The following is a 24,047-nucleotide window of genomic DNA, read 5'->3' on the forward strand; positions in this document are numbered from 1 at the left end:
TTGCTCCCCGAAAGGGGCGTTGGCCCTCTCCAAATAACTTGGAGGTCATGATGTCTAAAGGCGTCAACAAAGTAATTCTGGTCGGTAATCTCGGTTCTGACCCGGAAATTCGCTACATGCCAAGCGGCACTGCCGTTGCCAACTTCAACGTTGCAACAACGGATACGTGGCGCGATAAGCAGTCTGGCGAGCAAAGAGAGCATACTGAGTGGCACCGTATTGTGCTTAAAGGTCGTTTGGCGGAAGTCGCTGGTGAGTACCTGAAAAAGGGCTCCCAAGTCTATCTCGAAGGGAGCAACCGCACCCGGAAGTGGACTGACAGCCAACAAATCGAGCGCTACACCACCGAAGTACACTGCGTTGAAATGCAGATGCTTGGTGGTCGTGGAAATGCACCTCAGGACAACTCTCAACGTGCAGCGCCCCAAAAAGGGCAACGTACAGGAGCCGGTACGCAATCTGCTCCTGTGCAGCAATCAGCACCGCAAGGTGGTATGGGCGGAGGCTATGGTCCCGCTCCTGATGGCTGGGATGATGACATCCCGTTCATGCGGCTGCACCACTTGGCTGGCGGGTAACACCGCCAACTCTTACTAAACCCCACGGGGGCACTCATGCCCCGAGGGGGTCATGGTGTCCTCAAACCGTTCATTCGTGAATTGGAGAAACACCATGTCTGATAACAAATCTCTTGTAACCCGTATCGCAAGCCGGTTTGGCGTGGACACCCGAAAGTTCTATGAAACTTTGAAGGCGACCGCATTCAAGCAGCGAGATGGAAGTGCCCCGACCGATGAGCAGATGATGACGCTCCTGATCGTGGCTGAACAGTACGGTTTGAACCCTTTCACTCGGGAAATCTATGCGTTTCCTGACAAGCAAAATGGGATCATTCCGGTAGTAGGTGTTGATGGTTGGAGCCGCATCATCAACGAGCATCCCCAGTATGATGGCGTCGAGTTCGTGTATTCGGACAAGATGGTCAGAATGCAGGGGGCGAAAGTTGACTGCCCTGAGTGGATTGAATGCGTGATTTACCGTAAGGACAGATCTCGCCCTATCCGCATCAAGGAGTTCATTGATGAGGTGTACCGTGAACCGTTTCAGGGTCAAGGTCGCAATGGTGCTTACACTGTTGATGGCCCCTGGCAAACGCACACCAAGCGTCAACTCCGGCACAAGTCGCTGATCCAGTGTTCTCGTGTCGCATTTGGTTTCTCTGGTATTTATGACCAGGATGAAGCTGAACGCATCCGTGAAATGGAGCAGGCATCGGCCATTAACCCGGCTATTGCCAATCTCCCTTCACCATCTCAAGTTCAAAGCCAAGAGCCTTTGGCTATTGAGCACAAAGAGCTTGACCCGATCCTAACCAAACTCGCAAATCGCGCCATTGCTGAAAACGCATGGTCTGCGGCGCATGAGTATGTGAAGGGACGGTATGAAGGTTCGGAACTGCAATATGCGACTCAATTCCTTCGTGACAAGGAGATGGATCAAATGGAGCCTCCGAAACCTGACTACCAGGAAGCGCACGAGCAAGAGTCCGCCGCTGGTGGTTCTGCAAATGCTGAACCTGGTGCCGAAGAAATGCCGCCTTTGAGTGACGAGGACATGATCCCTGTTACAGAAGAGGAGGGCGCGGAAGGCAGTTACTACTAACCCCAACGGGGGGGACTCCCCCGCTGGGGGAGATCTCCCTCCTAACCATTGGAGAGAGGTCCATGAAAATAGTCAACCTATCGCAACGCGAGGAAGATTGGCTTGATTGGCGGCGTCAAGGTGTAACAGCCACTGACGCCGCTATCCTGCTCAATCGGTCTCCGTACAAAACACGATGGAGACTGTGGGCCGAGAAGACTGGGTATGCGCGTGAAGTCGATCTGAGTCTTAATCCGCTGGTTCGCCGGGGGATAGAAAACGAAGATGCTGCAAGACGCGCTTTCGAGGAGAAGTATGATGACATGCTGCTCCCCGCCTGTGTCGAATCGGTTCAATACCCGCTCATGAGGGCCTCCCTGGATGGCCTGAGAGATAACGGGGAGCCCGTCGAGCTGAAAAGCCCGAGTGCGACTGTCTGGGAAGATGTTTGTGCTGAGAAAGCAAACAGCAAGGCATACCAGCTTTATTACCCGCAGGTGCAACACCAGCTCCTGGTAACGGGGGCCAAGCAAGGCTGGTTAGTCTTCTACTTTGAAGGTCAGATTCAGGAGTTTCCAATACTCCGAGACGAAGCCATGATTCAAGAAATCTTGGCCGAGGCTAAAAAGTTCTGGCAACAGGTAGTAGACAAGAAGGAGCCCGACAAAGATCCAGAGAGAGACCTGTACATACCGCAAGGTGAAGAGGTCAACCGTTGGATTGCTGCTGCTGAGGAATACCGCCTCTATGATGCAGAGATTCAGGAGCTGAAACAGCGACTGTCTGAGCTTCAAGAAAGGCAAAAGCCTCATCTCGACACCATGAAGTCCCTCATGGGGGAATACTTCCATGCCGACTACTGCGGTGTGATGGTAACGAGATACAAAGCGGCTGGCCGGGTAGACTACAAAAAGCTGTTGGCTGATAAGGCGTCAGGCGTGAAGCCTGAGGATGTTGACCAGTACAGAGAGAAGTCATCAGAGCGGTGCCGTGTAACGGTTACTGGCTCTGTGAAGCCACGGTACATTGTTGATGAGGACGTGCTTGCTCCTCTTGATGATTTGCCGGAAGAAGTAGAGACGTTCTACTGGTGAGTGGGGGATTTTCCCCCGCTTTCCCTTGGGGATTCTGGGAGTCTCCAACGGAAAGCAAGATTTTGTTCTCTTCGGAGAGCGAAAAGTGCGATAGCTGGTCGCCAAAAACAAACAGCAAATTAACGTTAATTTACTAGCCCAACCGGGCGCATCCGCCCGGTTCGGGACGTGGTGCGCCCCCAACTTTTTGGAGTGCATCATGACTAAAGTGAACCATCTACAAAGCCTCTGTGTTATCCACGTAGACTTTGACATCTGGAGTGGACAAACCCGTTTGTCTGCATCTGATCTCAAGCTGGGCGAGGGTGGTGAAATTCCACCTGAGAAAGTAGCTCAACTGGGAAGTAAGAAGATCTGTGATCCGGCTAAGCTGAAAGGCTTTCATCGCCTGAAAACAGAAACTCGTCGCCTCCTGCTGAAATTCGGTATGCCGTTCATGAACGGATTTGCCGTACCCGTCAGCAAGACCGATGAAATCTGTAACAAGCTGAATGACATCAACTTTCAGTTTAACCAACTGAAACAGGATTTCATCAAAGGTTACAACAAAGCCGTGGATGAATGGTGTCAGGAGAACCCTGAGTATGAACGAGCTATCCGTGCCGGAGCCCTTCCAAAGGAAACGGTCGAGGAGCGGATTGGCTTTGAGTACCAGGTGTTCATGATCCAGCCTGTGAACGAAGATGAGGCCAACGCCAAACGCCTTAACCGCAAGGTTGAGCGCCTGGGTGACGATCTCATCTCCGAAGTGGTTCAGGAAGCGAATAAGTTCTATATGGAACGTTTGGCCGGTCGAGACCAATGTGCGGTCACTACTCGGCAGACACTCCGTAACATCCGCGACAAGGTGGATGGGCTTAGCTTCCTGAACAGCGCTTTTAACCCTCTGGTCAAGCTGCTCGACCAAACCCTCCGGGGATACGAGCAACATGCCGATGGCCGAAACATCGTTGCGCCTTTCTTTTATCAGGTCGTGGCCGCAGTGCTGATCATGAGCGAGAGGGACCGCATCGAGCAGTATGCCAATGGCTCGATTACTGTAGAGGGCATGGCTAATGACATTGGCGGTTCGGGAGCCCAGATGGGGGACCGTTCTAAAGATGAAAAGGCCGAACAGAAAAGCGATAAAGCCGGTGAGCTTATCCCTGCAACAGAGGGTGGCGAAACCAAGCAGCAACAGGTAGGTGGTACTGAATCTGTTCAATCAGAACAGACTAACAGCGGTGGTAACTCTGTTGACCTGGATGAAGACATCGACAACTTCTTCAAGAGTTTTGCAGAACGAGGCGAGGGTGAATCGGAAGATGAATCCAATGCCGGTGATGTGGTTCGAGAAGAGCGTGTTGATGTTGAGGATGAGCTGGTTTTGCCTGAGGAAACTCCGGTAGAGCAAGAGCCTGTCCAAGAGGAGACGACAGAGGAGCCTCTCAACCAGGAGCTGCCTAAAACTGACGACGATGGCGACTATTTCTTCTAATAGTCACTTCAACTAAACCGACCCGGAGGGGATAGCCATTCCCTCCAGGGGTGGACTATCTCCTTCCCTACCAGGAGAAAAGATATGTCCAAAAAACGCACCATTTACAGCGCTCTACCAATCGTGGCCGCAGCCTATGGTGAAAAACTCGGTGTCAAAGTCGCCATCGGTAACGATGACGCATACACCGATGGTAAGACCATCGTGGTTCCGAATATCCCCGACGACTATCCTCACATGGATGCTGTCTGGGGGTATTTGGCCCATGAAGCAGCCCATGTCCGGTTTACGGACTTTGGTGTTGAGCGCCGCAGAGGTCTTCATGCTGAGTTGTCCAACGTTTTGGAGGACTGCCGCATAGAACGGGCCATGATGGAACTCTTCCCCGGTACGTCGCAGACCCTGAATGAGGTTGCTCGCTATATGGCTCAAGCTGGTCATTACGAGCACGTCACAGACAAAGAGGCCCCTGCCTCCATTCTGACAGGGTTTTGTTTGTACTGGTTGCAAACCAAGGCTGTAGGGCAATCCGTCCTTCAACCCTATCTCGATTCGGCTACCCCCGTATTCGAGCGCGTGTTCCCTCAGGGTGTTGTTGTTCGGCTGAACGCTTTACTGCGTAAGGCTGTGAACACTAAGTCAACCGCAGAGGTGACATCCTTGGCCGACCAAATCATCAAGATGATCGAGGAGGAAAAGGAGAAAGAAGAGCAAAAGCCCCAGAATGGTCAGGATGGTAACAACCAGCAGAATGCTGGTGGCAACCAACCTCAGAACAGTCAGGGCGGAAGTGGTAACGATCAAAACCAAGGGCCTGATGCCAATGGTGGTGATCAGCAAGGTAAAGACCAGAAGCAAGACGATGCTAACGGGAAATCTGATCCGAAAGGACAGGGCGACCAAGGCAAGTCGGATACTGATGGTGGCAGCAAGGCAGGACAAAGCCAGGCTGGTGGCAATTCTGACGCGGCGAAACAAGACGCGGCCAAAATGCTCCAGCAGGTTCTGAATGCCGGTGCCGGTGATTTGCGTGGTGACGCGCATGATGCACTTAAAGCCGAGCTCAACCGGGTGGCTCAAGATAAGGGGGACAGTAGCTATATGACTGTTCGCTCTGCTGTGAACACCCAGGACAACCCTGCTGTTGGCAAAAGCCTGGTAGGGGATGTGAAGAGCACCACTTCAAAGATAAGAACGCAGCTCTACGGATTGGTCCAGGCCAGCCAGCGAGTTGCTCACCGTAACCAACGATCAGGGAAGCGTGTGGATGCTCGGAAACTACATCGTGTAGTGACGGGTGATACCCGCGTATTCCTCAAGCCAGAAGCCAAGAAACGCCCTAATACGGCGGTTCACATCCTGGTTGATATGAGCTCCTCGATGGCCTACAAGGCCGCCAATGGAAAGGAGCGTCAAGACATTGCGCGGGAAGCGTCCTTGGCTATTTCGATGGCTCTGGAAGCAATACCCGGCGTAAACCCGGCAGTCACCTTTTTTGGTGGCAACCGGAACCAGCCAGTGTTCAGTGTCGTGAAGCATGGAGATACGGTTCAGAATCGGGCCGGTCGGTTTGGGTTCAAAGCAACTGGCGGTACGCCTATGGCGGAAGCTATGTGGTATGCAGCTTTTGAACTCACCAAGACCCGTGAAGAGCGAAAAATGTTGATCGTAGTGACTGACGGGCAGCCTCAAAGCGCCCCGGCATGTCGCTCAGTGATTGACCTCTGTGAACGAAGCGATGTTGAGGTGATCGGCATAGGGGTAGAGACTACCGCAGTGTCAGGACTGTTCCAAAAGAACATTGTCATTGATGATGCGGCAGCTCTGCAACGCACACTGTTTAAGTTGATGGAGCGGTCATTGACTGCTTTTGCAGCTTAACAGGAAGTGAAACGACAAACGGCTATCCCTTCGGGGGTGGCCGTTTTTATTTGGAGAGTCTATGAACCAATTCCATTCATCTTTGGATTTGTATCATCGGAACAAAGGTAGAAGGGCTACAGTGCCGGAGACGCCTTTTTTACTGCTTGCTAAGCGCATTCCTCCGATGTACTGGAGACTGTTCCAGGGTGTTACTTTGGATAGTCGTATGGGATACACAGGCAGGCGGCAGTTCCACCGTCTTGGGCAAGCAATCGACTGGGCAAAGTCATCAGTTGGCGATTCCTGGTCAAATAAGCGCTTTCACAAGCCGGTAGGCCTCGATGTATTGCTGGCCTGTACTGCGAGTAAGGTGCCTGAACATCTGGTCGAAGAACTGAAAAGACGGGGCAGTTGATGCGTCTTTGAGCTTTGCACCCGAAAAGGGCAGTTTGAGCGTTCCTGTTCACACAGCTCTCGTGGAACAATCAAAGTGAGGAGGGAATACCCTCCCACTTTCTCAGAGGCCTTCATTGAGGGTTGCTGAGAAAGTGAATTTTGTCCTCTCTGAGGGCGAAACGTGCGATAGCTGGTCGCCAAAAACAAACAGCATTCAACCTCAGCCTAAGGGCGCACTGCGCCTGACAGGCTCTGTGTGCCCAAGTTACTTTAAGGAGCACACATGTCTCATCTGAACAATCTCAAATCCGTAATGATCTCTCTCGCCGCCGAACATAAGCTGCCTGAAATCTACCAGGATGACATCACTACCGATGTGGAGTCTCTGGATCGATTCGATGGTTTACGTCTGGTCTGGCTGTTGCGGTCTTGCGGCAGCGTATTGGTGCCAGCGGAAGTTGGCGTTAATCCGATCTATATCACCCATTGGTTGTGGTCTAACCACGGTCAACAGGTGGTTCCATTCTCTGTGGATACCCGCACGGGGTTGATTGAAAAAATCGACTTCGAGCAAGCTGAAAAGCTGATCATGCAGATGCCTTGCAACCTCTCTTCATTGCAGAACAAGGAATACTTGGTTGACCAGGTAAACCGAGTATTGCAACGAGGTTGTGAAATGCGTATCTGGGGTATCTTCGAGTCTCCAAGCTCGGTGGAATCCGTTGGTGGTTGGAAAGAGTGGCAGAGCTATTTCAGCTCTACTGGGAATCGACTGATGGCCGATTTCGTTGGTAAAGCCATTCGATTCACCAACCCTCGATAAATCGCCGTTCAACCATTAACCCTAATTAACCCTATGGGGCTCCGATAGCCCTGAGGGGACGGGGCTCCGCAATCGCAATAAGGAGTCCCTATGAAAAACCTATCAGCTTTGGAAGCAGTTCTTGACTACGACAAACCTTCTCGACGTTTTCTTGATGAGCTCAACGAAAACCAGATGAAGGATTTGTCCGGGGAAATCTTCGCCAAGCTCTACTGGAGCAAGCGTAATCCCCAGTGGTACGAGAAAGACACCAATCGGCTGTTTGCACGACTTCGTTGGGTTCAGCGCATCATCAAGAAGCGCTTGAAAACCGGCAAGGTTAAACCTGAACTGACAGAAAATGGTTCAGTGATGGAGCGCTTCAACTTCCCTTATGGTGACACTCTCGATTTCTTCCATCGGTACTTGCGACATCCCAAATGGGAGGTTGTGTATCAAGAATCGGGGTGCAGTGCCTTTTGGAAAAATGAAGCAACGCTTGAGCTATGCACCTACTGCGAAGGTGATGTGGTCATGATGAAGGCTCCTGATGAAGCAACCTTCTTTCGTGATTGCAATCGCCTTAGCTGGTGGTATGCAGATAACGCTTGATCTTAATCCCTAACCAGGGGCGAACCGGCCCCTGATGGGAGCATGGTGCGCCCCATCTATGATGGAGGACGCCATGTTCAAATCATCAGTATGCTCCTACGAAAACAGGGGGCCTTACGGAAACAACAAGTACCGAGGCAACTGCTCGGGCTTTATCGTTAAAGACTTCATTGAGTCTTACATGAGAAAGCCGAACGGGCTGGTGGCAGACCCAAGTGTTGGGGGTGGCTCTAGCATCGACGTTGCCAATGAACTTGGTGTCCGTTTCAAAGGGACAGACTTGCATCAGGGGTTCAACCTGTTGCGGGATGACTTCCTTTCGTTCCTCGGAGAGCCTGCACACCTGATCTGGTGGCACCCTCCTTACTGGGACATGATCCAGTATTCAGGTAAGCAGTGGGGCGAGCCCAACAAATGGGATATGAGCCGCATGAATTTGCCTGAGTTCGTTGAAGCCCTTGAGCTGGCCGTTATGAATATTCATGACGCCTGTGAGCGAGGAGGGCATTACGGAATCCTCATGGGAAACCTGAGGCGCGATGGGGATTATTTCAACCTGTCCAGCCTTGTGGAACGTATCGCACCTGGGAAGCTGGTGGATGAGATCATCAAAACACAGCACAACTGTGTGAGTGACCGAACTCAGTATTCCGGGAAGCTGGTGCGTATCGCCCATGAAAAGCTGTTGGTGTTTCGTCGTAACGACGTTGCCTCATCGCTCTGTCTTCTTGCTGCCGTACACCGTCGAGCAACCAATATGGTTTCGACTACGTGGAAAGCTGCAATACGCCGAACCCTACAGGGGAAAACGTTGAAGCTGGAGCAGATTTACAAAGAGATTGAACCCTACGCAAAGCATCGAGAGAACAACCACTGGCAAGCAAAGGTCAGGCAAGTTCTTCAAGATGCCAGGTTCTTTATTCGCATCGAGGTAGGTGTCTATGCACTTGCTGAGTAGCCCAACCGGGGCGTGACATCCCGGAGGGGATTGGTCGCGCTCATCAACAACAAAGGAGCGTGACCATGAACGTACAACTTCAAGCCAGCAACAATGTGCTGTTGGCGCAAATCGAAAGCAAAGGCCTCACTGTTGAAACGCATTGTCGCAGTGGCTTTTGTGGCATGTGCCGGGTTCGTCTACTCGAAGGTCAAGTGGCTTATGACGAGACGCCCATCGCATTTGTCAAAGAAGGGGAAGTGTTGGTTTGCTGCGCTAAAGCAAAAACCGATGTGACCTTGGAAATTTAACCCATCCGGAGGAGCCTTTCCTGCGGGTGGGGCTCCTCTATCCATTACGAGGAGAAACACTATGTCTATCAATACCAAAGTTGAACAAATCGCATACGGTCATGCTACCGCTCTAGTGCTCAGTGAACTGGGCCAACAAGAGAATTGGTGCAAGGCTTATGAGTATTTGTCTGAGTGTGTAGAACGGGGAGACGAACCTGAGGATCTGGTCGTTTGGCAACCGTTTGAGCACTGGGAATGGAAAGACATTCTGGAGCAGATCGAGAGCGAAGCCGAGTCTCTGCTTTCGACTATTAAGTCGGTTTTAGGCTTGGCCCACAAAGGCATCATTCAGTCAGCAATTGACTGCTCTCTGGATTCGGACATGACCCAGCTTGACCTGATTGGAATGGTCGAGCTCGGAAGTGAAATCGAAGATGGGGAGTGTGCTGGAGGTGGCTATGCAGCTTAACCGATACACGGCCAGGGAGTCTGACAAAAGTCGGATACTTCGGACCATAGGCTGGTGCAAGCGCAACCACCTTACACTTGCCGGTCTTCCATACGAGGACAATCTTGCAGGAAGTGATGGGATCAGCATAGAGATCATCACTCCTCCTGGTATGTCGCGGGAAATGTTGGAGCAAGCCGTCAGAGAGGGGTATTCAGAGCGAGATGTCGTAAGGCATCGCATTCTGGAGTGCCCTGTCGGTTGGTTCATGGAAGCTGATGGCAAGGCATTTGATCATGAAGTGTTCCACGATTACGTGGTGGCTCATGGTTATGGCGAACCTTCCAGCGAAGCCTATGAGCTGGCGGAGCGGTGGTTCTGGCAGGGCAACGATTATGCGTTGATAGCTGCGGAAATAGTTGCTCGTGATCTTTGTGTTCGTGATGACGAAGATGAGGACTGATCCTATGGATGCTGTAGCGCATATAGCAGCAGATAACCTTGTACCGGCATGTGGAGGTGCAGAGAAGCCGTTTACCGTTAGTGGTAGACAGTGGCTTTACTGCTATCACCCAGCCAGTGGGAGGCACTGCTACTTAGACCTCGATAATGACCGTCCAGTCTGGCATCGAGGATTTCATCCTGCTTTTCATCCTGAGCTTGAGTTCGCTGATGAAGCTGAGTTGCTTCGACCAGTTGAGCGAAAGCCTGACCATGAAGAGCTGGAGGATTTTTACTTTTAACCCACGGGGCCGCTCTTCCTGATGGGAGACGGTCCTCCATTCTCAAAGGAGAAGACCATGAAAGATCACAGTCAAACGATTGTGTTCCCTGGGAACAATGTTGAATCACTTGCTGAGGCTAACGCCATGTTGAGCGCTGTGTCGGAAGATGCACGTAAAGCCAGCAATACGGAAGACAAACGTGACCTTGAATCGCTTCAAGGCTGGCTGGAAGAGAACATCAATTCTCAACTGGCAGGCGTGAAGTAACTATGACTGTAACCCCACTGGGGGCTTCATGCCCCTGTGGGGGCATGGTGCCCGTAAAAGGAGTCACCATGAATGCAGTGAAGATGATCCAGAAGGAAAACCAGCTTGAGCTGCCGCTTTTCTTCCTGGATGAAGAGCCGAAGACCGCAGAAGTCATTCCATTTGAGCCAAAGCCTGAATGGACTGATGATGAGGTAAGGCAGTTACGTGATGGGCTTTTATGGCATAGCCTTAGAGTCCTTGCTGATGGTCGAGCTGGAAGTGAAATCAAGCAGGAAACGATGGCTTGGGTGATGTCCGATGAGGTACATCCATTCTCATTTGTGGTCTGCTGCGATGAAGCAGGTTACGATCCATCTGGAGTAAGGGAAGGCGTGAAGTCTATCCTAAACCGCTTAGCGCGGGTTAAAGCGGGGGGTTAACCCCCTGCTTTCCCAGTGGCATCGACTTTCACATGTGAAAGTTTGTGCCCCTCGGAAAGCAAGATTTTGCTCTCTGTCGAGAGTGAATAGTGAGGTAGCTGGCCTCCCCAAACAAACAGCATTCTACATAACCCTTGGGGGATCACTGCCCCTCGGGCTGGTGGTTCCCTGACAAACATGGAGCCACAACTATGACTACTCTTGCCAGCTTTGCGAATCCGATTTCTGTTATTCAACGCTCACCAACCAGTGGGGTGTTTGGCACAAATCAGTTCGTAGGAGACAAAGAGGGATTTGTACAAAAGGTGCTCGGAAAGTGGTACTGCAATCCAGGGAATACCATTCCCGTTGAGAGCATGTCCCACCTTGAGCAGGCGGAGAAACTGTATGACTTCTATGTCAAGTATCTCCAAGTGAAAGAAAAGATCTCTGTGAACCTTGGCCGGGTGCTGCATAAGCTGTACAGCACTGGTTCTATCAAGGAAGCAGAGATCGTGCTTGAAGCAATAAAGGCTCAGGCTGGCGTAACAGCTTGAGCAATCTACTAACCCTAAACCGGGTGCATCCGCCCGGTTCGGGACGTGGTGCGCCCCCAAACTATTTGGAGTGCATCATGGAAAAACATAACCTCAAATCCGGATTCAGCATCTATTTCGCTGACGTCCATTTCGAGAAACAAGTCTACGCATTCGGCTCAGGACTTGGCTTCACCTCTGTGATTTACGCCTACTCGCTGGGCCGAGATCCGGAAGAAGCTGAGAAGCTGGCGCTTGAAAAGTACGACTCTGACGAAACGAAGGTGAAGAAGGTGCATGTCAATCTGGCTCGCAGCCAGGACATCAACCGCTACACCTTCCCTGAACAAATGGCTGGCTTTGCTAATGCCATTCAGTCTCACGGCATCGCTGTGAACTGAGAACCACTTTAAACCCATCGGGGCCATTACTTCCCGATTGGGACGGTAGTGGCCTCTCAACCGAAAGGAGAGAGCTCATGGCTACTATCGTAAACACCAAGTTAGGAGAACATCGAGGCAAGAAGCGCGTCTGGCTGGAAGGCCAAAAGCTACTGCGTGAAGGTTACTATCCTGGCATGAAGTATGATCTGGAGCTGAAAGATTCCCAGGTTGTGCTTCGCGTCAAAGAGGAGGGTAAGTTCACCATCAGTAAGCGTGAGCGCAATGGCCGGGTGTCTCCAATCATCGATCTGACCGTGCAGGAGCTTGCTACCGTTTTTGACGGTGTAGAGATGCTCCGCGTGTTCATCCGTAACGGCGCAATTGTGATCTCTGCTCACCATCAACAAGAGCGAGTGATCGAGCGCGTCAACCGGCTTATCAGTAAGCTGGAGAATGGAGAATCGCTTTCGGTATGCAGCCTCTTTCATGGGGGTGGTGTGCTTGATAAAGCGATTCACGCCGGTTTTCACAAGGCGGGAATTGCCAGTGCCATATCTGTGGCCGTGGAGATGGAAGGGAAATATCTCGATTCGTCTTTGGCAAATAACCCGGAGCTTTGGAACGAAGATTCTATTGTTATCGAATCGCCAATCCAGGCTGTGAATCTCAGCAAACGCCCACCACAGGTGGATGTTTTGATGGGGGGCATACCGTGTACCGGCGCGTCAAAGTCAGGTCGCAGTAAGAACAAGTTGGAGTTTGCCGAATCGCATGAGGCGGCAGGTGCCATGTTCTTCAACTTCCTGCAATTCGTAGAAGCGCTAAACCCAGCCGTTGTGCTGATTGAGAACGTGCCTGAGTACCAGAACACCGCTTCGATGGAAGTGATTCGTTCGGTGCTCTCTTCGTTGGGTTACTCCCTACAAGAGCGCATTCTCGACGGCAATGAGTTTGGGGTTATTGAGCGCCGCAAGCGTCTTTGTGTTGTTGCGCTTTCCCACGGGATCGACGGGTTTGAACTTGAGAAGGTTCAGCCTGTTCGCACCAAGGAAAGTCGCATACAGGACATCCTGGAGCCAGTTCCGCTCGATTCTGAACGTTGGAAGTCATTTGACTATCTGGCTGAGAAGGAGTTGAGAGACAAAGCTGCTGGCAAGGGGTTCTCTCGCCAGCTTCTGACTGGCGACGATGAGTTTTGCGGCACCATAGGTAAGGACTATGCAAAATGCAGAAGTACCGAACCTTTCATTGTTCATCCAGAACAGCCGGAGTTGTCTCGCATCTTTACACCGACAGAACATTGTCGAGTGAAAGGGATACCAGAGGAACTCATCCAAGGTCTGTCGGACACTATTGCCCACCAGATTCTCGGGCAATCGGTAGTCTTTCCCGCGTTCGAGGCTTTAGCCCTCGCATTAGGGAACAGCCTGTGGAGCTGGGTTGGAATGATGCCAATCATGGTCGAAGTCGTGGATGAATCACAGCCGGTGATCGGTGGTGAAGACTTCCATTGGGCAACGGCATTGGTTGACGCAAAGGGCACTCTCAAGCTGTCACCGGCAGCGAAAAAACAGGGGATGCCCTTCAACATTATGGATGGTCAATTGGCTGTCTATTCACCTAACGGAACTAAAAAGAGCTGCGGCCATGAGCCTTGCGAATATCTCCCGGTAATGATGTCCGGAGACGCAATCATGGTCACTTCATCTTTGGTTCATTAGTAACTCACCGGGGCAATGCCGAAAGGCCTTTGCTCCGGCCTATCCGAAAGGAGAGTAATCATGAAAATCGAAACTGTTGTGCCTTTACCTCCCGAGGATTCAGGCCTTCAACACTGCATTGCCAGGTTCCATAACCGCAACATGGATTCCAAGCGAAAAGACAAGACCCGTTTTTTCAGGAGGGAGCCGGTTATGATCGTAAACCCAGAGACCAAAGCAAAGGTTCTCCGGTATGCGATGGGCAACCCTGGGAATTTATCCATCACAAAGCTGGCGGTCGCGCTGGATTACGATGCGGTAGATGCTCTGGGTGTTCGTTTTAAAGACACTGTAAATCTTGAGGTTCGCAGAGCCAGGCGCTGGGAAGTCTGGCAGTGGTTCTGGAACCATCCGGATCAAAGTGTCCAACTGTCAATCAAATTGGGCGTGGTTGGCGCTGTGTTGGGAGTCATGGGCTTCCTGACTGGCGTAGCTCCGTACCTCTTGGGATAAACCAATAAAGCCGTTAACGGGCAATGTAAGTCCGGAGACGGCTTGCATTGCTCTCTCGAAAGTGGAGAGTCAAATGAACACATTAGAACAACTTGTAAATCAGAGAGTGCTTGAGGAAGGTCTGAAAAAGGCGAAGCCATTGGCCGCGCAAATGGGGCTTGAATCTGTACCTGATGAGATGCTTGAAATGATCTGCCCAAACTTGAACTACTCTGGGCAGTTTACGCCAGCTCTGTACGCGAGATTTCAAAGCGTAAAGCGATTACTGAAAGAGTTGTCGGAACAAACCTCACCTAAGCACGGGCATATTGTGAAGTTTACCAACCAATATGGGAGCTACGATGAGTCAGCTTTGCTGTTCAAAGAAGGCGACGTCAGAAACCAGAACTTGGTTGCTTGTGTGGGCGGGAAGACGATAAATCTCGGAGAGCTAGAGCTTCGAGATTATGGGCTCAATATGCACATCGGTTGCGGTGGACCATTTGAGCCGATCTCAGAAGCGCAGATTCAGTCCTTGTCTGAGTTTGACTTCTATGAGACGACCTACAGATTCTGGGGCCAGAATCCATGTGGAAACGGGATGATAGACATCACCGTCCCTATGAAACGTTGGTTCTTGACTGTGTAGCTTCAACCTGAGTGCGCCGAGAAATCGGCGTACCGGCCCCTTAAAAAGGGTAATCAGCGCAGGGGGAAACCCCGCGCTTTCCCAAGCATCTCGGTTTCCCAGGGTGCTTCGGAAAGTGCCTTAGGCGCTCAAGTGCGGTAGCTGGCTGCCAAAAACAAACAGCAAATTATCAACCCTGACGGGAGCACCTCCTGTTAGGGGGGCTCCGTCATAAACTGAACGGAGATATAGCATGTCTAAAAACGTCAACGATGTTTTTTCAAACCGAACTTCTTTGGAATGTACTGTGAATGCAGCGCTGGATCGTCGTATCGGTCTGCGTGTCGGGTTCCCTCATTACAGAGAAGGAGCAAACGGTGTGGTTTGTGAGATCGAAGCAGAGTACCCATTGCTCAACACTCATTCGAGTGTTGCATGGCCCCTGCTCGATGAACTCAACAGTTACACCATCCAAAAAAACCAATCGCTCATTGATCACATTGATAATGCGGTCGCTGAACTGTTGAAACACAAGGCTCGTCTACAGCTTGATATTCAAAAGCTGCAAGACGGTGACATTGATCTGGTGAAACAGGCCAAGCAGCAATACGAAGACAACCAGATGTCGAGTAGCAGCTAGTTCAGGTCTGATAGCCAGGATTCAATTTTAACCCTACCGGGGTGCTTTCCCGGAAGGGATGGGCACCCTGCTAATCCAGGAGGCCCTATGCAACAAACATTAAACTTTGATCTATCAGAACAACCCATCCCAGTGCTTTTGCGTGGGGATAAGTGGGATTCTGTTTGGTCAGAACTGACTGATAACGAGGATTTGAACTTCGTTGATGCCAGTAGAGGAACCAGTCTGTCATCGTTGATCACGTCATCGGTTGAGTCCATTCACACGGCCTTAATTGATGGGTGGACCATGATGATCGGCTATTCCAGTGGTAAAGATTCTGAAACGGTCTTGCACCTGTTCCTGATGGCCCTGATCCGGGCTGTAAGGAGTGGGGCGACCATCAGCCAGCACCACTTCATCTTGCACACTGACACACTGATCGAAAGCCCAGAGGTAAGGTGGCTGGCGGATCAGAAACTGGCCGAGCTGGAGCGTTTCATTGCGAAGGAAAACCTTCCTCTGACCATCGTTCTAGCAAAGCCTGGGATCTCGCAGAGTTGGACGGGCCGAATCCTTACTGGGAGGGGGTTGCCTACGTTTTCCAACTCCACGGCCCGCCAGTGTAGCCAGGATTTAAAAATCACCTCTGCCAAAAGAGCGAAGGCAGCTTATATGCGAGAGCTTCCCAAAGAGGTTCGACAGAAAGTCTGCCTTTTGCTGGGCAGTCGTGATGCTGAAAGCACTATTCGTGCGGCCAACATTGCAAAACAGCGAGGAAGCTCAGATCGCGTCATTAAGACGAAAGATGGGGGTGAGCTGTATGTGGTGAAAAACTGGTTGGCGAGTGATGTCTGGGAGTTCTTACTATCCGCTGGCATGGGCTCAGCATATCCTCTGCCAAGTTACTTGGAGAGCAATGTCACTACGGCAGAGCTTTACAAGGCGGCAACAGGGGAGTGCGTGTGGTCGGCAACAGAGAAGAAGGCCAGTGACGCCTGTGGCGCTCGCTTCGGTTGCTGGGCTTGCCAGGCTGTTGGGTTGGATAAGTCAATGGAGACGTTGCTTGCCACGGACCCTGAAAGGCATGGCTATATGTCGGGGCTGAACCGCATCCAGCGCTACTTGGCAAAACGCCGGTACGCATGGGAAGACCGCCATCCCGTAGGTCGAACGATTTACGAGGGCGGATACATCAAAATACAGCCGGACGTTTACAGTCCTGTTTTCCTAGAACGATTGCTTCATGTCTGTTGCAGCATGGACTACATGGAGCAAAAGAGAGCTGATGAGCTGGCATACAAGCTGGCTACTGGTCAAGCAGAGGATAACGACTGGAACCGTCGAATGGCAGAGCCACAATTCCGGATCATATCGGAAGAGGCTTTAGTCCATATCGACTTCATGTGGGCCTTCCATCATTTCAATGATAAGCCTTTCCATGCCCTGGAGATTTACCACAGGGTTTGGTCGATGGGTGATCTGGACTTGCTGGAAGACGAGCCGCAGTGTGAAACCGTTCCTCAGTCACCAATTCCGAAGCCATTGTGGTTGAAGGTTGGTCGCTGGGGCGATGGTTCGCTTTCTGATGGCTTGGCCGATCCGTTAGCGGAAATGGCTTACTTTGACGGCGGGGATGACCCGTTGGCAGCGCAAGTGATCAATACCGCAGACGGAAAGAGAAGGGTGGTTTGCTTCGCAGAAGATGATGAAGTGAAAGTCGATCCCGACTCCGCTGCGTTCATCATCTGGAACGAATACCCGCGACTAAGGGAGTCTGTACTAAAGGGACATTATACGCCCGGTAGTGCAGCGCAGTTCTACCTTCGGTTCGGAGCAATCCAGCTTGCGAAAGGAAAAGGCGCTTTGTATCACCGTATGATGCAAAGAGGTCAAACCTACCACCAGATGGGCCTTACAGGGCTACAGACGATGGAAGGAATCCAACAGCGCAAGGATGTCAAAGTGCTTAGCGATGCTAAGTACAAAGATCTGGTGAAGCGAAAAATCAAGGGAAGACTGGCAACGGTACGCTGGTGGGTCAACTTGCACTTAACGTTCAAGTACCATCTGCACCACCGTACTCCGACGGGGTTGTTCATCGAGAAGCAACTTGACCAGGAAGCAATGGAAGAACAGAAACGGCATCAGGAGCGATGGTTTAACTACGTGACTGACGCGATGCTTTGTTACTCCAGCGCATTCTGTATGAGCGTCATGGAAGGGCGAGAGGGGAGCGGAAACGCCAACATTCGTCGTTACATGGCCGCGACCAGAAGGAAGGCTTATACGGCCCTCTGCGAGCTCTTGGACAATACTGACGCCCAGTGGATGAATGATGTGGTCCAGAGTGCCGTAGGGCAGTATGAGGCGATACAGGCAGCCCTAACCGAAGGTTCCGCGCTTGCTATCTATCTCGACTGGATCAACCTACTGTCAAAACGCCATCCAGCCTCTTTGGAGCGACATGTCAGAACGATGATCAAGGCGGTTCAACGCTTACATCGCCGCGACGACACAGAGTTGCAAAGAGGACAGCAAGGCTTGTCCTTGGCCGCATAAAAAGCCCTCCTTCGGGAGGGCTTTTTCTTTTGCACCCCAAAAGGGCAATTACAGCGTTTTACCCTTTTAGGTGGCTGTCATACTCTTTGTTCATTGTCAGCGCTTGCTGGCTATAACGGTAGCTGGCCCAAAACAGCAATAACCTAACCCCTCGGGAGGAAACCCCTCCTGGGTTCTCTCCCACAAACAAAGGAGAGAAGCATGAGCCTAGACAAGTTAAGTCGGCTGGTGGACCAACAACGAAAGATCCAGGATGAAATCGACAATGAAATCATTCTGGCCGTCAAAGAGGTGTTGGCTACAAACTCAGTCGGTTTAGCCCGTGAGCTTGTTGGGGGTGTCCCGCAAGATCATCCATTCCATCCGTTTTTACTCGCTATAGCTAAGCAGCTTGACCCGAGATAACTAAGTAACCCAACCGGGTACACCAAGGCCCGGTCGGCTTTGGTGTACCTCCAACCAATTTTGGAGGCACTATGTCTAATTCAAATTTCGGCTTTCTAGCTCTGGCCTTGCGCCAACGCCTGATCAAACGCTGGTCACTGATGCACTCTGTTCAACCGGAGTCTGTGTTGGAACACAGCGCTGTTGTTACCCTGCTTTCCTACCTGGCTGGCAATATTGCCATTCAGCAAGGGAAGTCGGTGGATCTGGCAGTCATGCTTGCTCATGCTTCGTTGCATGATGCAGCCGAGGTTCTCTGTTCGGATGTTGTAACACCGGTCAAGAAAGCAAACGCTGTTTTGCAGCGTGAGTTTGAACGACTGGAAAAGGCCGCAGAGGACAAACTCATCCAGACTCTTCCCGAAGAACTCCAGGATGCAGTCGCCATAGCCTTCGCTCCCGGTGGCTATGAACAATCACTGGTTAAGGCCTGTGATACCTACTCCGCTTACATCAAGTGCAAACTTGAGGTGGCCGCAGGTAATGGCCTTGAGTTCCAGGATGCTCTCAGCAAAATGGAACGTGTTGTTGCTCAGGTGAAATCGGACTTCCCGGAAATCGACGCTCTGGACAAATGGTTTGGTAACGGACTCGGCCATTCAGTAGATAAACTGCTGGCAGGGGGTAACGATGACTAATCCAATCCCTGGCGACATCAAGATTAAGGACTTTGGCCGCGACCGGAAATTCCGTTCGGTTGATGAGCTTCAAAGCACTTTGTCAGAACAGTACAAAGGTCAGCATGTCAGCATCGTTTACCCTGCAAAGCCCAGCGGTTTACTCCGCACGGTTTTTGTCAGTGTCGATGATGCTGGTGGCGTGAATCGAACCTATGGGGACCAGTCTCCTGTCGATTTTTCTGCCATCAAAGATGACCTGTATGTACCAAGTGACCTGTAGGAGAGCACTAGCTATGGTGGTGATCATCGTAAACACAGGACACTATGAGTTTATCGGCCTTGGTGAGACCCACGGACAAGCCACAGAAGGGCTTTTGAAACGCTGGGACGAACACTGCGAACGTAATCCGGATGCTGAGTCTGGTTACATGCAGGAGCTGATAGAAGAAGGAAGCGCACAAGTTGTCGAGATGGAGCCCGGCTCCGCCGTAATTTACGGACTTGACGGCTAAGCCTTCTCAACTAACCCACTCGGGCGCATCATCCCGAGAGGGTGTGGTGCGTCCTAACCAAAAGGAATGCACTATGTCTAACTTTGAACAAGCTCTGGAGCGTACTGACGGTAAAACACTGATTCTCAGCAATGGGAGTAAGTGGGCAGGCCAAGACCCGGACAGTATTCAGACTTTACTGGATGTCCTGGGTGACAACGTTCTTGACCCGATGTTTGAGCAGTATCACTGTTATCGCCCATACCCGTTTGAACCAATGGTGAGGACGGGGCGAAATGGCGAAATGTTCCAGCCTTGGCTTGGGGCAGCCTGCTTCTTTGGGAACTTCCTGACTGTCTCTCATGTTTTCAACATCATCACGAAAGATGACGGTGTTGTTGAGGCCTTAACAGAGGCGATCCGGAAGAATATGGCGACTGAACAGTACCAGCAGAATGCCTATGAGCGTTATGCCGGTTGGTTCTACGCTGAAACCAGCGAAGGGTTAAGGCTAGTCTCTCCAAGTGAGGCTGCCGACATCCGAGCTGGCGCAGTTTCAAAGCTGCGTTACCCAAGAAACTTCGAGGTTATGAAAACTGCGGTTCTCAAAGGTCCTCGATTTGATACTGAATTAAGCCGCAAGGCTTCTTAACCCAAACATTAACCCCACGGGGGACATCGGTCCCTGAGGGGATGGTGTCTCCCTCTGAAATTAAGGAGATACCAATGATTAAACAGCATTTTCAAAACGAACTGGTTAAGTGTGGATACCCGGATGATCTGACGATTGAGTACAGTCTCGGATACTGCCAGGGGGATGGCGTAGCCTTCTACGGGGATTTGAGCGTTGATGACGTCAAAGCTCTCATGAATCGCCTATTCAGCACTGAGCCCGGCCAAGTGGATGCTGTCAGCCGCGTGAAGAACCTGATGGCACAGAAAGACATTGAGAATATGCTTTCTGTCCTCCGCGAATATGGTTCCTGTGACCTGTCCATTACTCGGAATAGTCACGGGCATCACTACAGCCATTGGAACTGCATGAACATCGACGACAACGTGGACTTCACAGGGATCTTCCCTGATGATGATTCCATGATTGGCACCGGCATTGAAGGGATTAACCAGGATATGGTCGAGCGCTGGCAAGACCTCTGGGAACGCTTTGTGCTGGAGCTGGCGGATGATGTAAAAAGTCTTTCCAAGAAGCTCGAAGCGGACGGGTACTCGCTGATCGAGGCCTCTCCATGCGAAGATGAAGTGGTTTGGGAACGGGCCACTGAAAACTACCTGGTGCGTGTTACTGAACTCCCTGAGCGGGATTTCGATATGGGCCACTGGGATGACGAAGTAAGAGACCAAACAATTTGTTCTATCCTGGAAGGGAAAGAGCGAGTGCTTGGCCTACGTGTTGAGGTACTCTCTCGTGAAAACGAGATTGTCCTGGGTGAAGAGAGTCTGCACGGCTTGACCGTTGCCAGTGATGACAAGAGCTACGCTGGCTACAGACGAGAACTTCTCCGGGGAGCTATCCAGCAAACCAGGGACTTTTTCTCTCGCCACCTCAAAGCGGCATAACAAGGCAGGGGGAAACCCCTGCTTTACTTCCCAAGTCTTCTTACTCATGGTGAATACCATCAGTAAGCAGATTTTGTTCTCTTCGGAGAGCGAAAAGTGCGATAGCTGGTCGCCAAAAACAAACAGCAAATTAACGTTAATTTATTAATCCCTGCGGGAGTCTATCTCCTGCTGGAGATACCTCCCGTTATTTCTGGAGGTATCCATGAACAAATTCCAAGACTTTAAGTTGGTTTATCGTCAAGGTGGTCGTCGCTTAGAGCGTGTCTTTACGGACACTCTTTACGCGAATGTGAAGCGTGTCGCTGACTCGTTTCCTCCGACCGTTCTTTGGCGCATTCAGCCAGCGTAAAACTCGGAACCTTAAAGCTCGGCTTTGGCCGTGACCTTTCAATAACCCATGCGGGTACACTTCCCCGCACGGGGTAGGTGTACCCATTAACTTTGGAGTACACCTTATGAACCAAGTAGCTAAATTGGACCTCGCCCAAATCCGTCAACAAGCCATCAATGATGGTCTGCTGGTGGACCAATCTTCCATCGGTAAACAAGCTGGTTTCCTGACCAATGTGGCAGTGACCCCGGCAATTGTCGATGGAGTATTTGGTGCAGATGGTAAGCACTCGGTAGAAGACTTCCTTTTCATGTTTTTGCAGCTTTGTGTTGCTCAAACAAAGGTCGCTTTTACCGACAACAAGAATTGGGGAAAGATTCGTCTTTATTACCCCATGCCCACTGTAGATGGCTTTTTCAAACCCACTGAGGTTGTGATTAAGTCAGATCCTGTAACCGCAGATGTCACAATCATGATGGCCTCGGAAGAGGGCGCTCATTTGTGCTTGTGATATTCACAAAATTCGCCTCCGTTTCGGGGGCGACCTTTTTAAACCCCTCGCCGGGGAGAACTCCCCGGCTGGGGAGCCTCCTTGGCACATTCTCCCGGTGTCGGGGTTTCCTTAAAACCCTGGCGACGGGGGTTTAAGGAAGCCTCGATGCTGGGGTTCACGCTAAGGAGAAAACCTATGTCTTACTACAAAGCTGACACCGTTCGTGAAGCTGCAAACGGAAACTGGCTATTCATCCTGGCGGCCCTAGCGCCCCATCTTGAACCAGCTCTCCGTAAACCTGGTCGTCATGTTTCTTGTCCTATCCACGGCGGGAAAGATGGCTTCCGACTGTTCAAGGATGCCCACCTGACTGGTGGCGGCGTATGCAATACATGCGGTGCCAATCATGATGGTTTTGAGCTGCTGATGTGGCTCAATAACTGGGACTTTAAACAGTGCCTGAGCGAGGTTGGTGATTATCTGGGCGTTGAGAAAGAGCAACCCCAGTATCAACAAGCCGCTGCACCGACACGAGCTCCTGTCCAGGCCAAAGCGCCTGTTCAGCAAGAGCCTATGAAGGTGAATAACAAGGTTCTCGATTCCAAGAATCGTAAAAAATCCATTGCCGGTACTCTGATTGCCCACGGTAAAGCTCCTTATGAGCATAACGAAGACAACGAGCTCAGCTACTTTGCCTTCATCCGTGACAAGAGCGGTTTGGAACGCACCATCTGGGGCGTGGATCTTGAAAGAGCCATTGGTGAAAGTGAAGCCAAGTATGGGGATGAGATCGTCATGACAAACCTCGGGCGCGAGCCTGTAACTGTCGTCGTTGAAGTTAAGGACGAGCAGGGGAATGTTGTGAGAGAACAACCTATGCAAACGCATCGCAACACCTGGCTGGTGGAACGTCGCGGCGCTACGGTAACGCAGTTCCGCGCTCGCTCGAACGGTGGTGTTGAGCCGGTGAGTCACCATGTTGAGTCGGCCCCTGTGGTCAACCGCAAGGTAGAAACTCCGGCACCGCAAGTACAACCTGCGGCCACACAACCGGAAGAGCAAAGCAGCGAAAATAAGCCGAAAGTTGTTCCGATGTTTCGTGAACAACCTAAGCCTTGGTTGCTTGAGCTCCAAGAAGAAATGGAGAAGAGAATGGAGCGCGAACGCGCTTACAGTGCTCGTCTCCGTGAGAAAATCGAGAAGGTATGGAACGAGTGTTTGCCGTTCTCCAGTCATGTGACTGAGCCAATGCGTCTGTACTTCAAAAACCGCGAGCTGCTGTTCAAAGTTGATGAAGTAGAAAAAACAGACTGTCTGCGGTTCAATCCGGCTATGGCCTACTACGACGAAGATGGCAATGAAGTTGGGAAATTCCCGGCTATCGTCTGCGCTATCCGAGATGTGGAAGGCAACCTGGTAACGCTCCACCGCACCTATCTCACCCAAAACGGTAAAAAAGCCAAGGTCGGCAACGCCAAAAAGATGATGCCCATTCCTGACGGTTTGGATGTCAATGGCGCGGCCATCCGCCTCGGTGAACCGACTGAGGGTATCCTGGGTGTTGCAGAAGGGCTGGAAACAGCTCTGTCAGCTTATCGAGTCACTCAAATCCCGGTTTGGTCAACGGTCAATGCCACCCTAATGGAGTCCTTCGAGGTTCCAGAAGGTGTTCACACCGTACTGATCTGGGCTGACAAAGATAAGTCTGTGACTGGGGAGAAGTCAGCGAACGTGCTGAAAGCCAAGCTGGAGAAGCGCGGCATTCGTGTGTACGTCCTGCTGCCTAAGCTCCCGATCCCGCCCAGAGCGAAAGGGATTGACTGGAACGATGTCCTGATGAGTCAGGGAAGCCTCGGTTTCCCGAATGCTCGCTACCTGCGCGATTTCATTGCGAGAAGGAGAGCTGAGTATGGCCGTCATTGATGTCTCGAAGGTTGATACAACGCCTGGTAACGACGCGGTGTGCCCCTTCTCTCCCCCTGAGGGGTGGGAGGGGGACTCTGCGGCCTACGTTGAGCTTATGCGGTCTCGGTATCGTCATCTGATGCACGGCCAGAGAATGATGGTGACAGCCTCCTTCGCAAGAAGGGAGCCTATCCAAGTTACTGGCCCGTTTGCTGATGAAGCGACGAAGATCATTAACTCAATGAAGATGAACAAGGCGAAGCCAACAGCTTTGTCTGCCTAAAACTTTAACCCTGAGGGGGTGTT

Annotated in this window: 33 protein-coding genes; 32 read left to right on the plus strand and 1 reads right to left on the minus strand. The window is 51.4% G+C overall.

The genetic code is table 11. The features are described 5' to 3' along the window. Positions 1 to 47 precede the first annotated feature (47 nt). The 15 genes from ssb to M1E93_RS19330 all read left to right on the plus strand — a co-directional run bounded on the left by ssb (position 48) and on the right by M1E93_RS19330 (position 10,977). The gene (ssb, locus tag M1E93_RS19260; RefSeq protein WP_000987165.1) at positions 48 to 578 is read left to right on the plus strand and encodes a single-stranded DNA-binding protein; all 531 of its coding nucleotides are present in this window, start codon (positions 48 to 50) and stop codon (positions 576 to 578) included. A gap of 94 nt (positions 579 to 672) precedes the next feature. Further along, entirely contained in the window at positions 673 to 1,662 is a 990-nt protein-coding gene (bet, locus tag M1E93_RS19265; RefSeq protein WP_001282585.1) for a phage recombination protein Bet, read from the plus strand. 62 nt (positions 1,663 to 1,724) lie between these two features. Continuing rightward, complete coding sequence (locus M1E93_RS19270; protein WP_000706865.1) at positions 1,725 to 2,735, plus strand: YqaJ viral recombinase family protein; 1,011 nt, start codon at positions 1,725 to 1,727, stop codon at positions 2,733 to 2,735. 199 nt (positions 2,736 to 2,934) lie between these two features. After that, the gene (locus tag M1E93_RS19275) at positions 2,935 to 4,212 is read left to right on the plus strand and encodes a DUF3150 domain-containing protein (RefSeq protein WP_000170087.1); all 1,278 of its coding nucleotides are present in this window, start codon (positions 2,935 to 2,937) and stop codon (positions 4,210 to 4,212) included. Between the two features lie 84 nt (positions 4,213 to 4,296). Further along, a complete protein-coding gene (locus M1E93_RS19280) occupies positions 4,297 to 6,093 on the plus strand; it encodes a VWA domain-containing protein (RefSeq protein ID WP_000039319.1) in 1,797 nt (598 codons plus the stop codon). A gap of 61 nt (positions 6,094 to 6,154) precedes the next feature. Then, complete coding sequence (locus M1E93_RS19285) at positions 6,155 to 6,490, plus strand: hypothetical protein (protein ID WP_001447572.1); 336 nt, start codon at positions 6,155 to 6,157, stop codon at positions 6,488 to 6,490. A 264-nt stretch (positions 6,491 to 6,754) separates the two neighbouring features. Beyond that, complete coding sequence (locus M1E93_RS19290) at positions 6,755 to 7,294, plus strand: hypothetical protein (protein ID WP_000018872.1); 540 nt, start codon at positions 6,755 to 6,757, stop codon at positions 7,292 to 7,294. A gap of 90 nt (positions 7,295 to 7,384) precedes the next feature. Beyond that, positions 7,385 to 7,885 (plus strand): hypothetical protein, encoded by a 501-nt coding sequence (locus M1E93_RS19295; protein ID WP_000793769.1) that lies wholly within the window; start codon positions 7,385 to 7,387, stop codon positions 7,883 to 7,885. Positions 7,886 to 7,958: 73 nt separating this feature from the next. Beyond that, positions 7,959 to 8,843, plus strand: coding sequence for a hypothetical protein (locus tag M1E93_RS19300; protein WP_000477209.1), 885 nt, complete (start codon positions 7,959 to 7,961; stop codon positions 8,841 to 8,843). Between the two features lie 65 nt (positions 8,844 to 8,908). Continuing rightward, positions 8,909 to 9,133, plus strand: a complete 225-nt coding sequence (gene yfaE, locus M1E93_RS19305; protein WP_001102700.1) for a class I ribonucleotide reductase maintenance protein YfaE — start codon at positions 8,909 to 8,911, stop codon at positions 9,131 to 9,133. A 61-nt stretch (positions 9,134 to 9,194) separates the two neighbouring features. Next, on the plus strand, positions 9,195 to 9,584 hold the full coding sequence (locus tag M1E93_RS19310) for a hypothetical protein (protein ID WP_000026577.1): 390 nt from the start codon (positions 9,195 to 9,197) through the stop codon (positions 9,582 to 9,584). Then, a complete protein-coding gene (locus tag M1E93_RS19315) occupies positions 9,574 to 10,026 on the plus strand; it encodes a hypothetical protein (RefSeq protein WP_001176699.1) in 453 nt (150 codons plus the stop codon). Before M1E93_RS19310 ends, M1E93_RS19315 begins: the two co-directional genes overlap by 11 nt. Before the next feature lie 4 nt (positions 10,027 to 10,030). After that, complete coding sequence (locus tag M1E93_RS19320; RefSeq protein ID WP_000340223.1) at positions 10,031 to 10,306, plus strand: hypothetical protein; 276 nt, start codon at positions 10,031 to 10,033, stop codon at positions 10,304 to 10,306. 57 nt (positions 10,307 to 10,363) lie between these two features. Further along, positions 10,364 to 10,555, plus strand: a complete 192-nt coding sequence (locus tag M1E93_RS19325; RefSeq protein ID WP_000651508.1) for a hypothetical protein — start codon at positions 10,364 to 10,366, stop codon at positions 10,553 to 10,555. Between the two features lie 2 nt (positions 10,556 to 10,557). After that, on the plus strand, positions 10,558 to 10,977 hold the full coding sequence (locus tag M1E93_RS19330) for a hypothetical protein (RefSeq protein ID WP_001909295.1): 420 nt from the start codon (positions 10,558 to 10,560) through the stop codon (positions 10,975 to 10,977). On the opposite strand, the gene M1E93_RS19335 is transcribed toward M1E93_RS19330, so the two are convergent. Further along, positions 10,974 to 11,156, minus strand: a complete 183-nt coding sequence (locus M1E93_RS19335; RefSeq protein WP_000498033.1) for a hypothetical protein — start codon at positions 11,154 to 11,156, stop codon at positions 10,974 to 10,976. The genes M1E93_RS19330 and M1E93_RS19335 overlap by 4 nt on opposite strands. Before the next feature lie 12 nt (positions 11,157 to 11,168). On the opposite strand from M1E93_RS19335, the gene M1E93_RS19340 reads away from it, so the two are divergent. The 17 genes from M1E93_RS19340 to M1E93_RS19420 all read left to right on the plus strand — a co-directional run bounded on the left by M1E93_RS19340 (position 11,169) and on the right by M1E93_RS19420 (position 24,024). Then, on the plus strand, positions 11,169 to 11,513 hold the full coding sequence (locus M1E93_RS19340; protein WP_000209093.1) for a hypothetical protein: 345 nt from the start codon (positions 11,169 to 11,171) through the stop codon (positions 11,511 to 11,513). A 77-nt stretch (positions 11,514 to 11,590) separates the two neighbouring features. Next, the gene (locus M1E93_RS19345) at positions 11,591 to 11,893 is read left to right on the plus strand and encodes a hypothetical protein (protein ID WP_000410925.1); all 303 of its coding nucleotides are present in this window, start codon (positions 11,591 to 11,593) and stop codon (positions 11,891 to 11,893) included. A 77-nt stretch (positions 11,894 to 11,970) separates the two neighbouring features. Continuing rightward, positions 11,971 to 13,596: a DNA cytosine methyltransferase gene (locus tag M1E93_RS19350; protein ID WP_000201432.1), complete on the plus strand. Its 1,626-nt coding sequence runs from the start codon at positions 11,971 to 11,973 to the stop codon at positions 13,594 to 13,596. Between the two features lie 60 nt (positions 13,597 to 13,656). Further along, entirely contained in the window at positions 13,657 to 14,088 is a 432-nt protein-coding gene (locus M1E93_RS19355) for a hypothetical protein (RefSeq protein ID WP_000687894.1), read from the plus strand. A gap of 73 nt (positions 14,089 to 14,161) precedes the next feature. Further along, a complete protein-coding gene (locus tag M1E93_RS19360; protein ID WP_001093867.1) occupies positions 14,162 to 14,716 on the plus strand; it encodes a hypothetical protein in 555 nt (184 codons plus the stop codon). Positions 14,717 to 14,948: 232 nt separating this feature from the next. Continuing rightward, positions 14,949 to 15,335: a hypothetical protein gene (locus M1E93_RS19365; RefSeq protein WP_000042274.1), complete on the plus strand. Its 387-nt coding sequence runs from the start codon at positions 14,949 to 14,951 to the stop codon at positions 15,333 to 15,335. 87 nt (positions 15,336 to 15,422) lie between these two features. Next, positions 15,423 to 17,876, plus strand: a complete 2,454-nt coding sequence (locus tag M1E93_RS19370) for a phosphoadenosine phosphosulfate reductase (RefSeq protein ID WP_001187969.1) — start codon at positions 15,423 to 15,425, stop codon at positions 17,874 to 17,876. Between the two features lie 201 nt (positions 17,877 to 18,077). Then, entirely contained in the window at positions 18,078 to 18,281 is a 204-nt protein-coding gene (locus M1E93_RS19375) for a hypothetical protein (RefSeq protein ID WP_000050847.1), read from the plus strand. A gap of 71 nt (positions 18,282 to 18,352) precedes the next feature. After that, a complete protein-coding gene (gene yfbR / locus M1E93_RS19380; RefSeq protein ID WP_000071870.1) occupies positions 18,353 to 18,958 on the plus strand; it encodes a 5'-deoxynucleotidase in 606 nt (201 codons plus the stop codon). Further along, complete coding sequence (locus tag M1E93_RS19385) at positions 18,951 to 19,220, plus strand: hypothetical protein (RefSeq protein WP_000184110.1); 270 nt, start codon at positions 18,951 to 18,953, stop codon at positions 19,218 to 19,220. Before yfbR ends, M1E93_RS19385 begins: the two co-directional genes overlap by 8 nt. A gap of 13 nt (positions 19,221 to 19,233) precedes the next feature. Further along, on the plus strand, positions 19,234 to 19,452 hold the full coding sequence (locus tag M1E93_RS19390) for a hypothetical protein (protein WP_000260293.1): 219 nt from the start codon (positions 19,234 to 19,236) through the stop codon (positions 19,450 to 19,452). Between the two features lie 73 nt (positions 19,453 to 19,525). Next, positions 19,526 to 20,083, plus strand: a complete 558-nt coding sequence (locus M1E93_RS19395; RefSeq protein ID WP_000064432.1) for a hypothetical protein — start codon at positions 19,526 to 19,528, stop codon at positions 20,081 to 20,083. A gap of 74 nt (positions 20,084 to 20,157) precedes the next feature. Next, on the plus strand, positions 20,158 to 21,009 hold the full coding sequence (locus M1E93_RS19400) for a hypothetical protein (RefSeq protein WP_000595210.1): 852 nt from the start codon (positions 20,158 to 20,160) through the stop codon (positions 21,007 to 21,009). A gap of 205 nt (positions 21,010 to 21,214) precedes the next feature. Beyond that, positions 21,215 to 21,361: a hypothetical protein gene (locus tag M1E93_RS19405; protein ID WP_001032043.1), complete on the plus strand. Its 147-nt coding sequence runs from the start codon at positions 21,215 to 21,217 to the stop codon at positions 21,359 to 21,361. 106 nt (positions 21,362 to 21,467) lie between these two features. Continuing rightward, complete coding sequence (locus M1E93_RS19410) at positions 21,468 to 21,854, plus strand: hypothetical protein (RefSeq protein WP_001077336.1); 387 nt, start codon at positions 21,468 to 21,470, stop codon at positions 21,852 to 21,854. Positions 21,855 to 22,031: 177 nt separating this feature from the next. Continuing rightward, entirely contained in the window at positions 22,032 to 23,759 is a 1,728-nt protein-coding gene (locus tag M1E93_RS19415; protein ID WP_000122922.1) for a DUF7146 domain-containing protein, read from the plus strand. Further along, the gene (locus tag M1E93_RS19420) at positions 23,746 to 24,024 is read left to right on the plus strand and encodes a hypothetical protein (protein WP_000268337.1); all 279 of its coding nucleotides are present in this window, start codon (positions 23,746 to 23,748) and stop codon (positions 24,022 to 24,024) included. Before M1E93_RS19415 ends, M1E93_RS19420 begins: the two co-directional genes overlap by 14 nt. Positions 24,025 to 24,047 lie beyond the last annotated feature (23 nt).

Source organism: Providencia sp. PROV272, assembly GCF_049901975.1.
GTDB lineage: Bacteria > Pseudomonadota > Gammaproteobacteria > Enterobacterales > Enterobacteriaceae > Providencia > Providencia stuartii.

Excerpts from the sequence above, each read along its gene's own strand:
- ssb (WP_000987165.1), top strand. The coding sequence starts at position 48 with ATGATGTCTAAAGGCGTCAACAAAGTAATTCTGGTCGGTAATCTCGGT.
- bet (WP_001282585.1), top strand. The coding sequence starts at position 673 with ATGTCTGATAACAAATCTCTTGTAACCCGTATCGCAAGCCGGTTTGGC.
- M1E93_RS19270 (WP_000706865.1), top strand. The coding sequence starts at position 1,725 with ATGAAAATAGTCAACCTATCGCAACGCGAGGAAGATTGGCTTGATTGG.
- M1E93_RS19275 (WP_000170087.1), top strand. The coding sequence starts at position 2,935 with ATGACTAAAGTGAACCATCTACAAAGCCTCTGTGTTATCCACGTAGAC.
- M1E93_RS19280 (WP_000039319.1), top strand. The coding sequence starts at position 4,297 with ATGTCCAAAAAACGCACCATTTACAGCGCTCTACCAATCGTGGCCGCA.
- M1E93_RS19285 (WP_001447572.1), top strand. The coding sequence starts at position 6,155 with ATGAACCAATTCCATTCATCTTTGGATTTGTATCATCGGAACAAAGGT.
- M1E93_RS19290 (WP_000018872.1), top strand. The coding sequence starts at position 6,755 with ATGTCTCATCTGAACAATCTCAAATCCGTAATGATCTCTCTCGCCGCC.
- M1E93_RS19295 (WP_000793769.1), top strand. The coding sequence starts at position 7,385 with ATGAAAAACCTATCAGCTTTGGAAGCAGTTCTTGACTACGACAAACCT.
- M1E93_RS19300 (WP_000477209.1), top strand. The coding sequence starts at position 7,959 with ATGTTCAAATCATCAGTATGCTCCTACGAAAACAGGGGGCCTTACGGA.
- yfaE (WP_001102700.1), top strand. The coding sequence starts at position 8,909 with ATGAACGTACAACTTCAAGCCAGCAACAATGTGCTGTTGGCGCAAATC.
- M1E93_RS19310 (WP_000026577.1), top strand. The coding sequence starts at position 9,195 with ATGTCTATCAATACCAAAGTTGAACAAATCGCATACGGTCATGCTACC.
- M1E93_RS19315 (WP_001176699.1), top strand. The coding sequence starts at position 9,574 with ATGCAGCTTAACCGATACACGGCCAGGGAGTCTGACAAAAGTCGGATA.
- M1E93_RS19320 (WP_000340223.1), top strand. The coding sequence starts at position 10,031 with ATGGATGCTGTAGCGCATATAGCAGCAGATAACCTTGTACCGGCATGT.
- M1E93_RS19325 (WP_000651508.1), top strand. The coding sequence starts at position 10,364 with ATGAAAGATCACAGTCAAACGATTGTGTTCCCTGGGAACAATGTTGAA.
- M1E93_RS19330 (WP_001909295.1), top strand. The coding sequence starts at position 10,558 with ATGACTGTAACCCCACTGGGGGCTTCATGCCCCTGTGGGGGCATGGTG.
- M1E93_RS19335 (WP_000498033.1), bottom strand. The coding sequence starts at position 11,156 with ATGTTTGTCAGGGAACCACCAGCCCGAGGGGCAGTGATCCCCCAAGGG.
- M1E93_RS19340 (WP_000209093.1), top strand. The coding sequence starts at position 11,169 with ATGACTACTCTTGCCAGCTTTGCGAATCCGATTTCTGTTATTCAACGC.
- M1E93_RS19345 (WP_000410925.1), top strand. The coding sequence starts at position 11,591 with ATGGAAAAACATAACCTCAAATCCGGATTCAGCATCTATTTCGCTGAC.
- M1E93_RS19350 (WP_000201432.1), top strand. The coding sequence starts at position 11,971 with ATGGCTACTATCGTAAACACCAAGTTAGGAGAACATCGAGGCAAGAAG.
- M1E93_RS19355 (WP_000687894.1), top strand. The coding sequence starts at position 13,657 with ATGAAAATCGAAACTGTTGTGCCTTTACCTCCCGAGGATTCAGGCCTT.
- M1E93_RS19360 (WP_001093867.1), top strand. The coding sequence starts at position 14,162 with ATGAACACATTAGAACAACTTGTAAATCAGAGAGTGCTTGAGGAAGGT.
- M1E93_RS19365 (WP_000042274.1), top strand. The coding sequence starts at position 14,949 with ATGTCTAAAAACGTCAACGATGTTTTTTCAAACCGAACTTCTTTGGAA.
- M1E93_RS19370 (WP_001187969.1), top strand. The coding sequence starts at position 15,423 with ATGCAACAAACATTAAACTTTGATCTATCAGAACAACCCATCCCAGTG.
- M1E93_RS19375 (WP_000050847.1), top strand. The coding sequence starts at position 18,078 with ATGAGCCTAGACAAGTTAAGTCGGCTGGTGGACCAACAACGAAAGATC.
- yfbR (WP_000071870.1), top strand. The coding sequence starts at position 18,353 with ATGTCTAATTCAAATTTCGGCTTTCTAGCTCTGGCCTTGCGCCAACGC.
- M1E93_RS19385 (WP_000184110.1), top strand. The coding sequence starts at position 18,951 with ATGACTAATCCAATCCCTGGCGACATCAAGATTAAGGACTTTGGCCGC.
- M1E93_RS19390 (WP_000260293.1), top strand. The coding sequence starts at position 19,234 with ATGGTGGTGATCATCGTAAACACAGGACACTATGAGTTTATCGGCCTT.
- M1E93_RS19395 (WP_000064432.1), top strand. The coding sequence starts at position 19,526 with ATGTCTAACTTTGAACAAGCTCTGGAGCGTACTGACGGTAAAACACTG.
- M1E93_RS19400 (WP_000595210.1), top strand. The coding sequence starts at position 20,158 with ATGATTAAACAGCATTTTCAAAACGAACTGGTTAAGTGTGGATACCCG.
- M1E93_RS19405 (WP_001032043.1), top strand. The coding sequence starts at position 21,215 with ATGAACAAATTCCAAGACTTTAAGTTGGTTTATCGTCAAGGTGGTCGT.
- M1E93_RS19410 (WP_001077336.1), top strand. The coding sequence starts at position 21,468 with ATGAACCAAGTAGCTAAATTGGACCTCGCCCAAATCCGTCAACAAGCC.
- M1E93_RS19415 (WP_000122922.1), top strand. The coding sequence starts at position 22,032 with ATGTCTTACTACAAAGCTGACACCGTTCGTGAAGCTGCAAACGGAAAC.
- M1E93_RS19420 (WP_000268337.1), top strand. The coding sequence starts at position 23,746 with ATGGCCGTCATTGATGTCTCGAAGGTTGATACAACGCCTGGTAACGAC.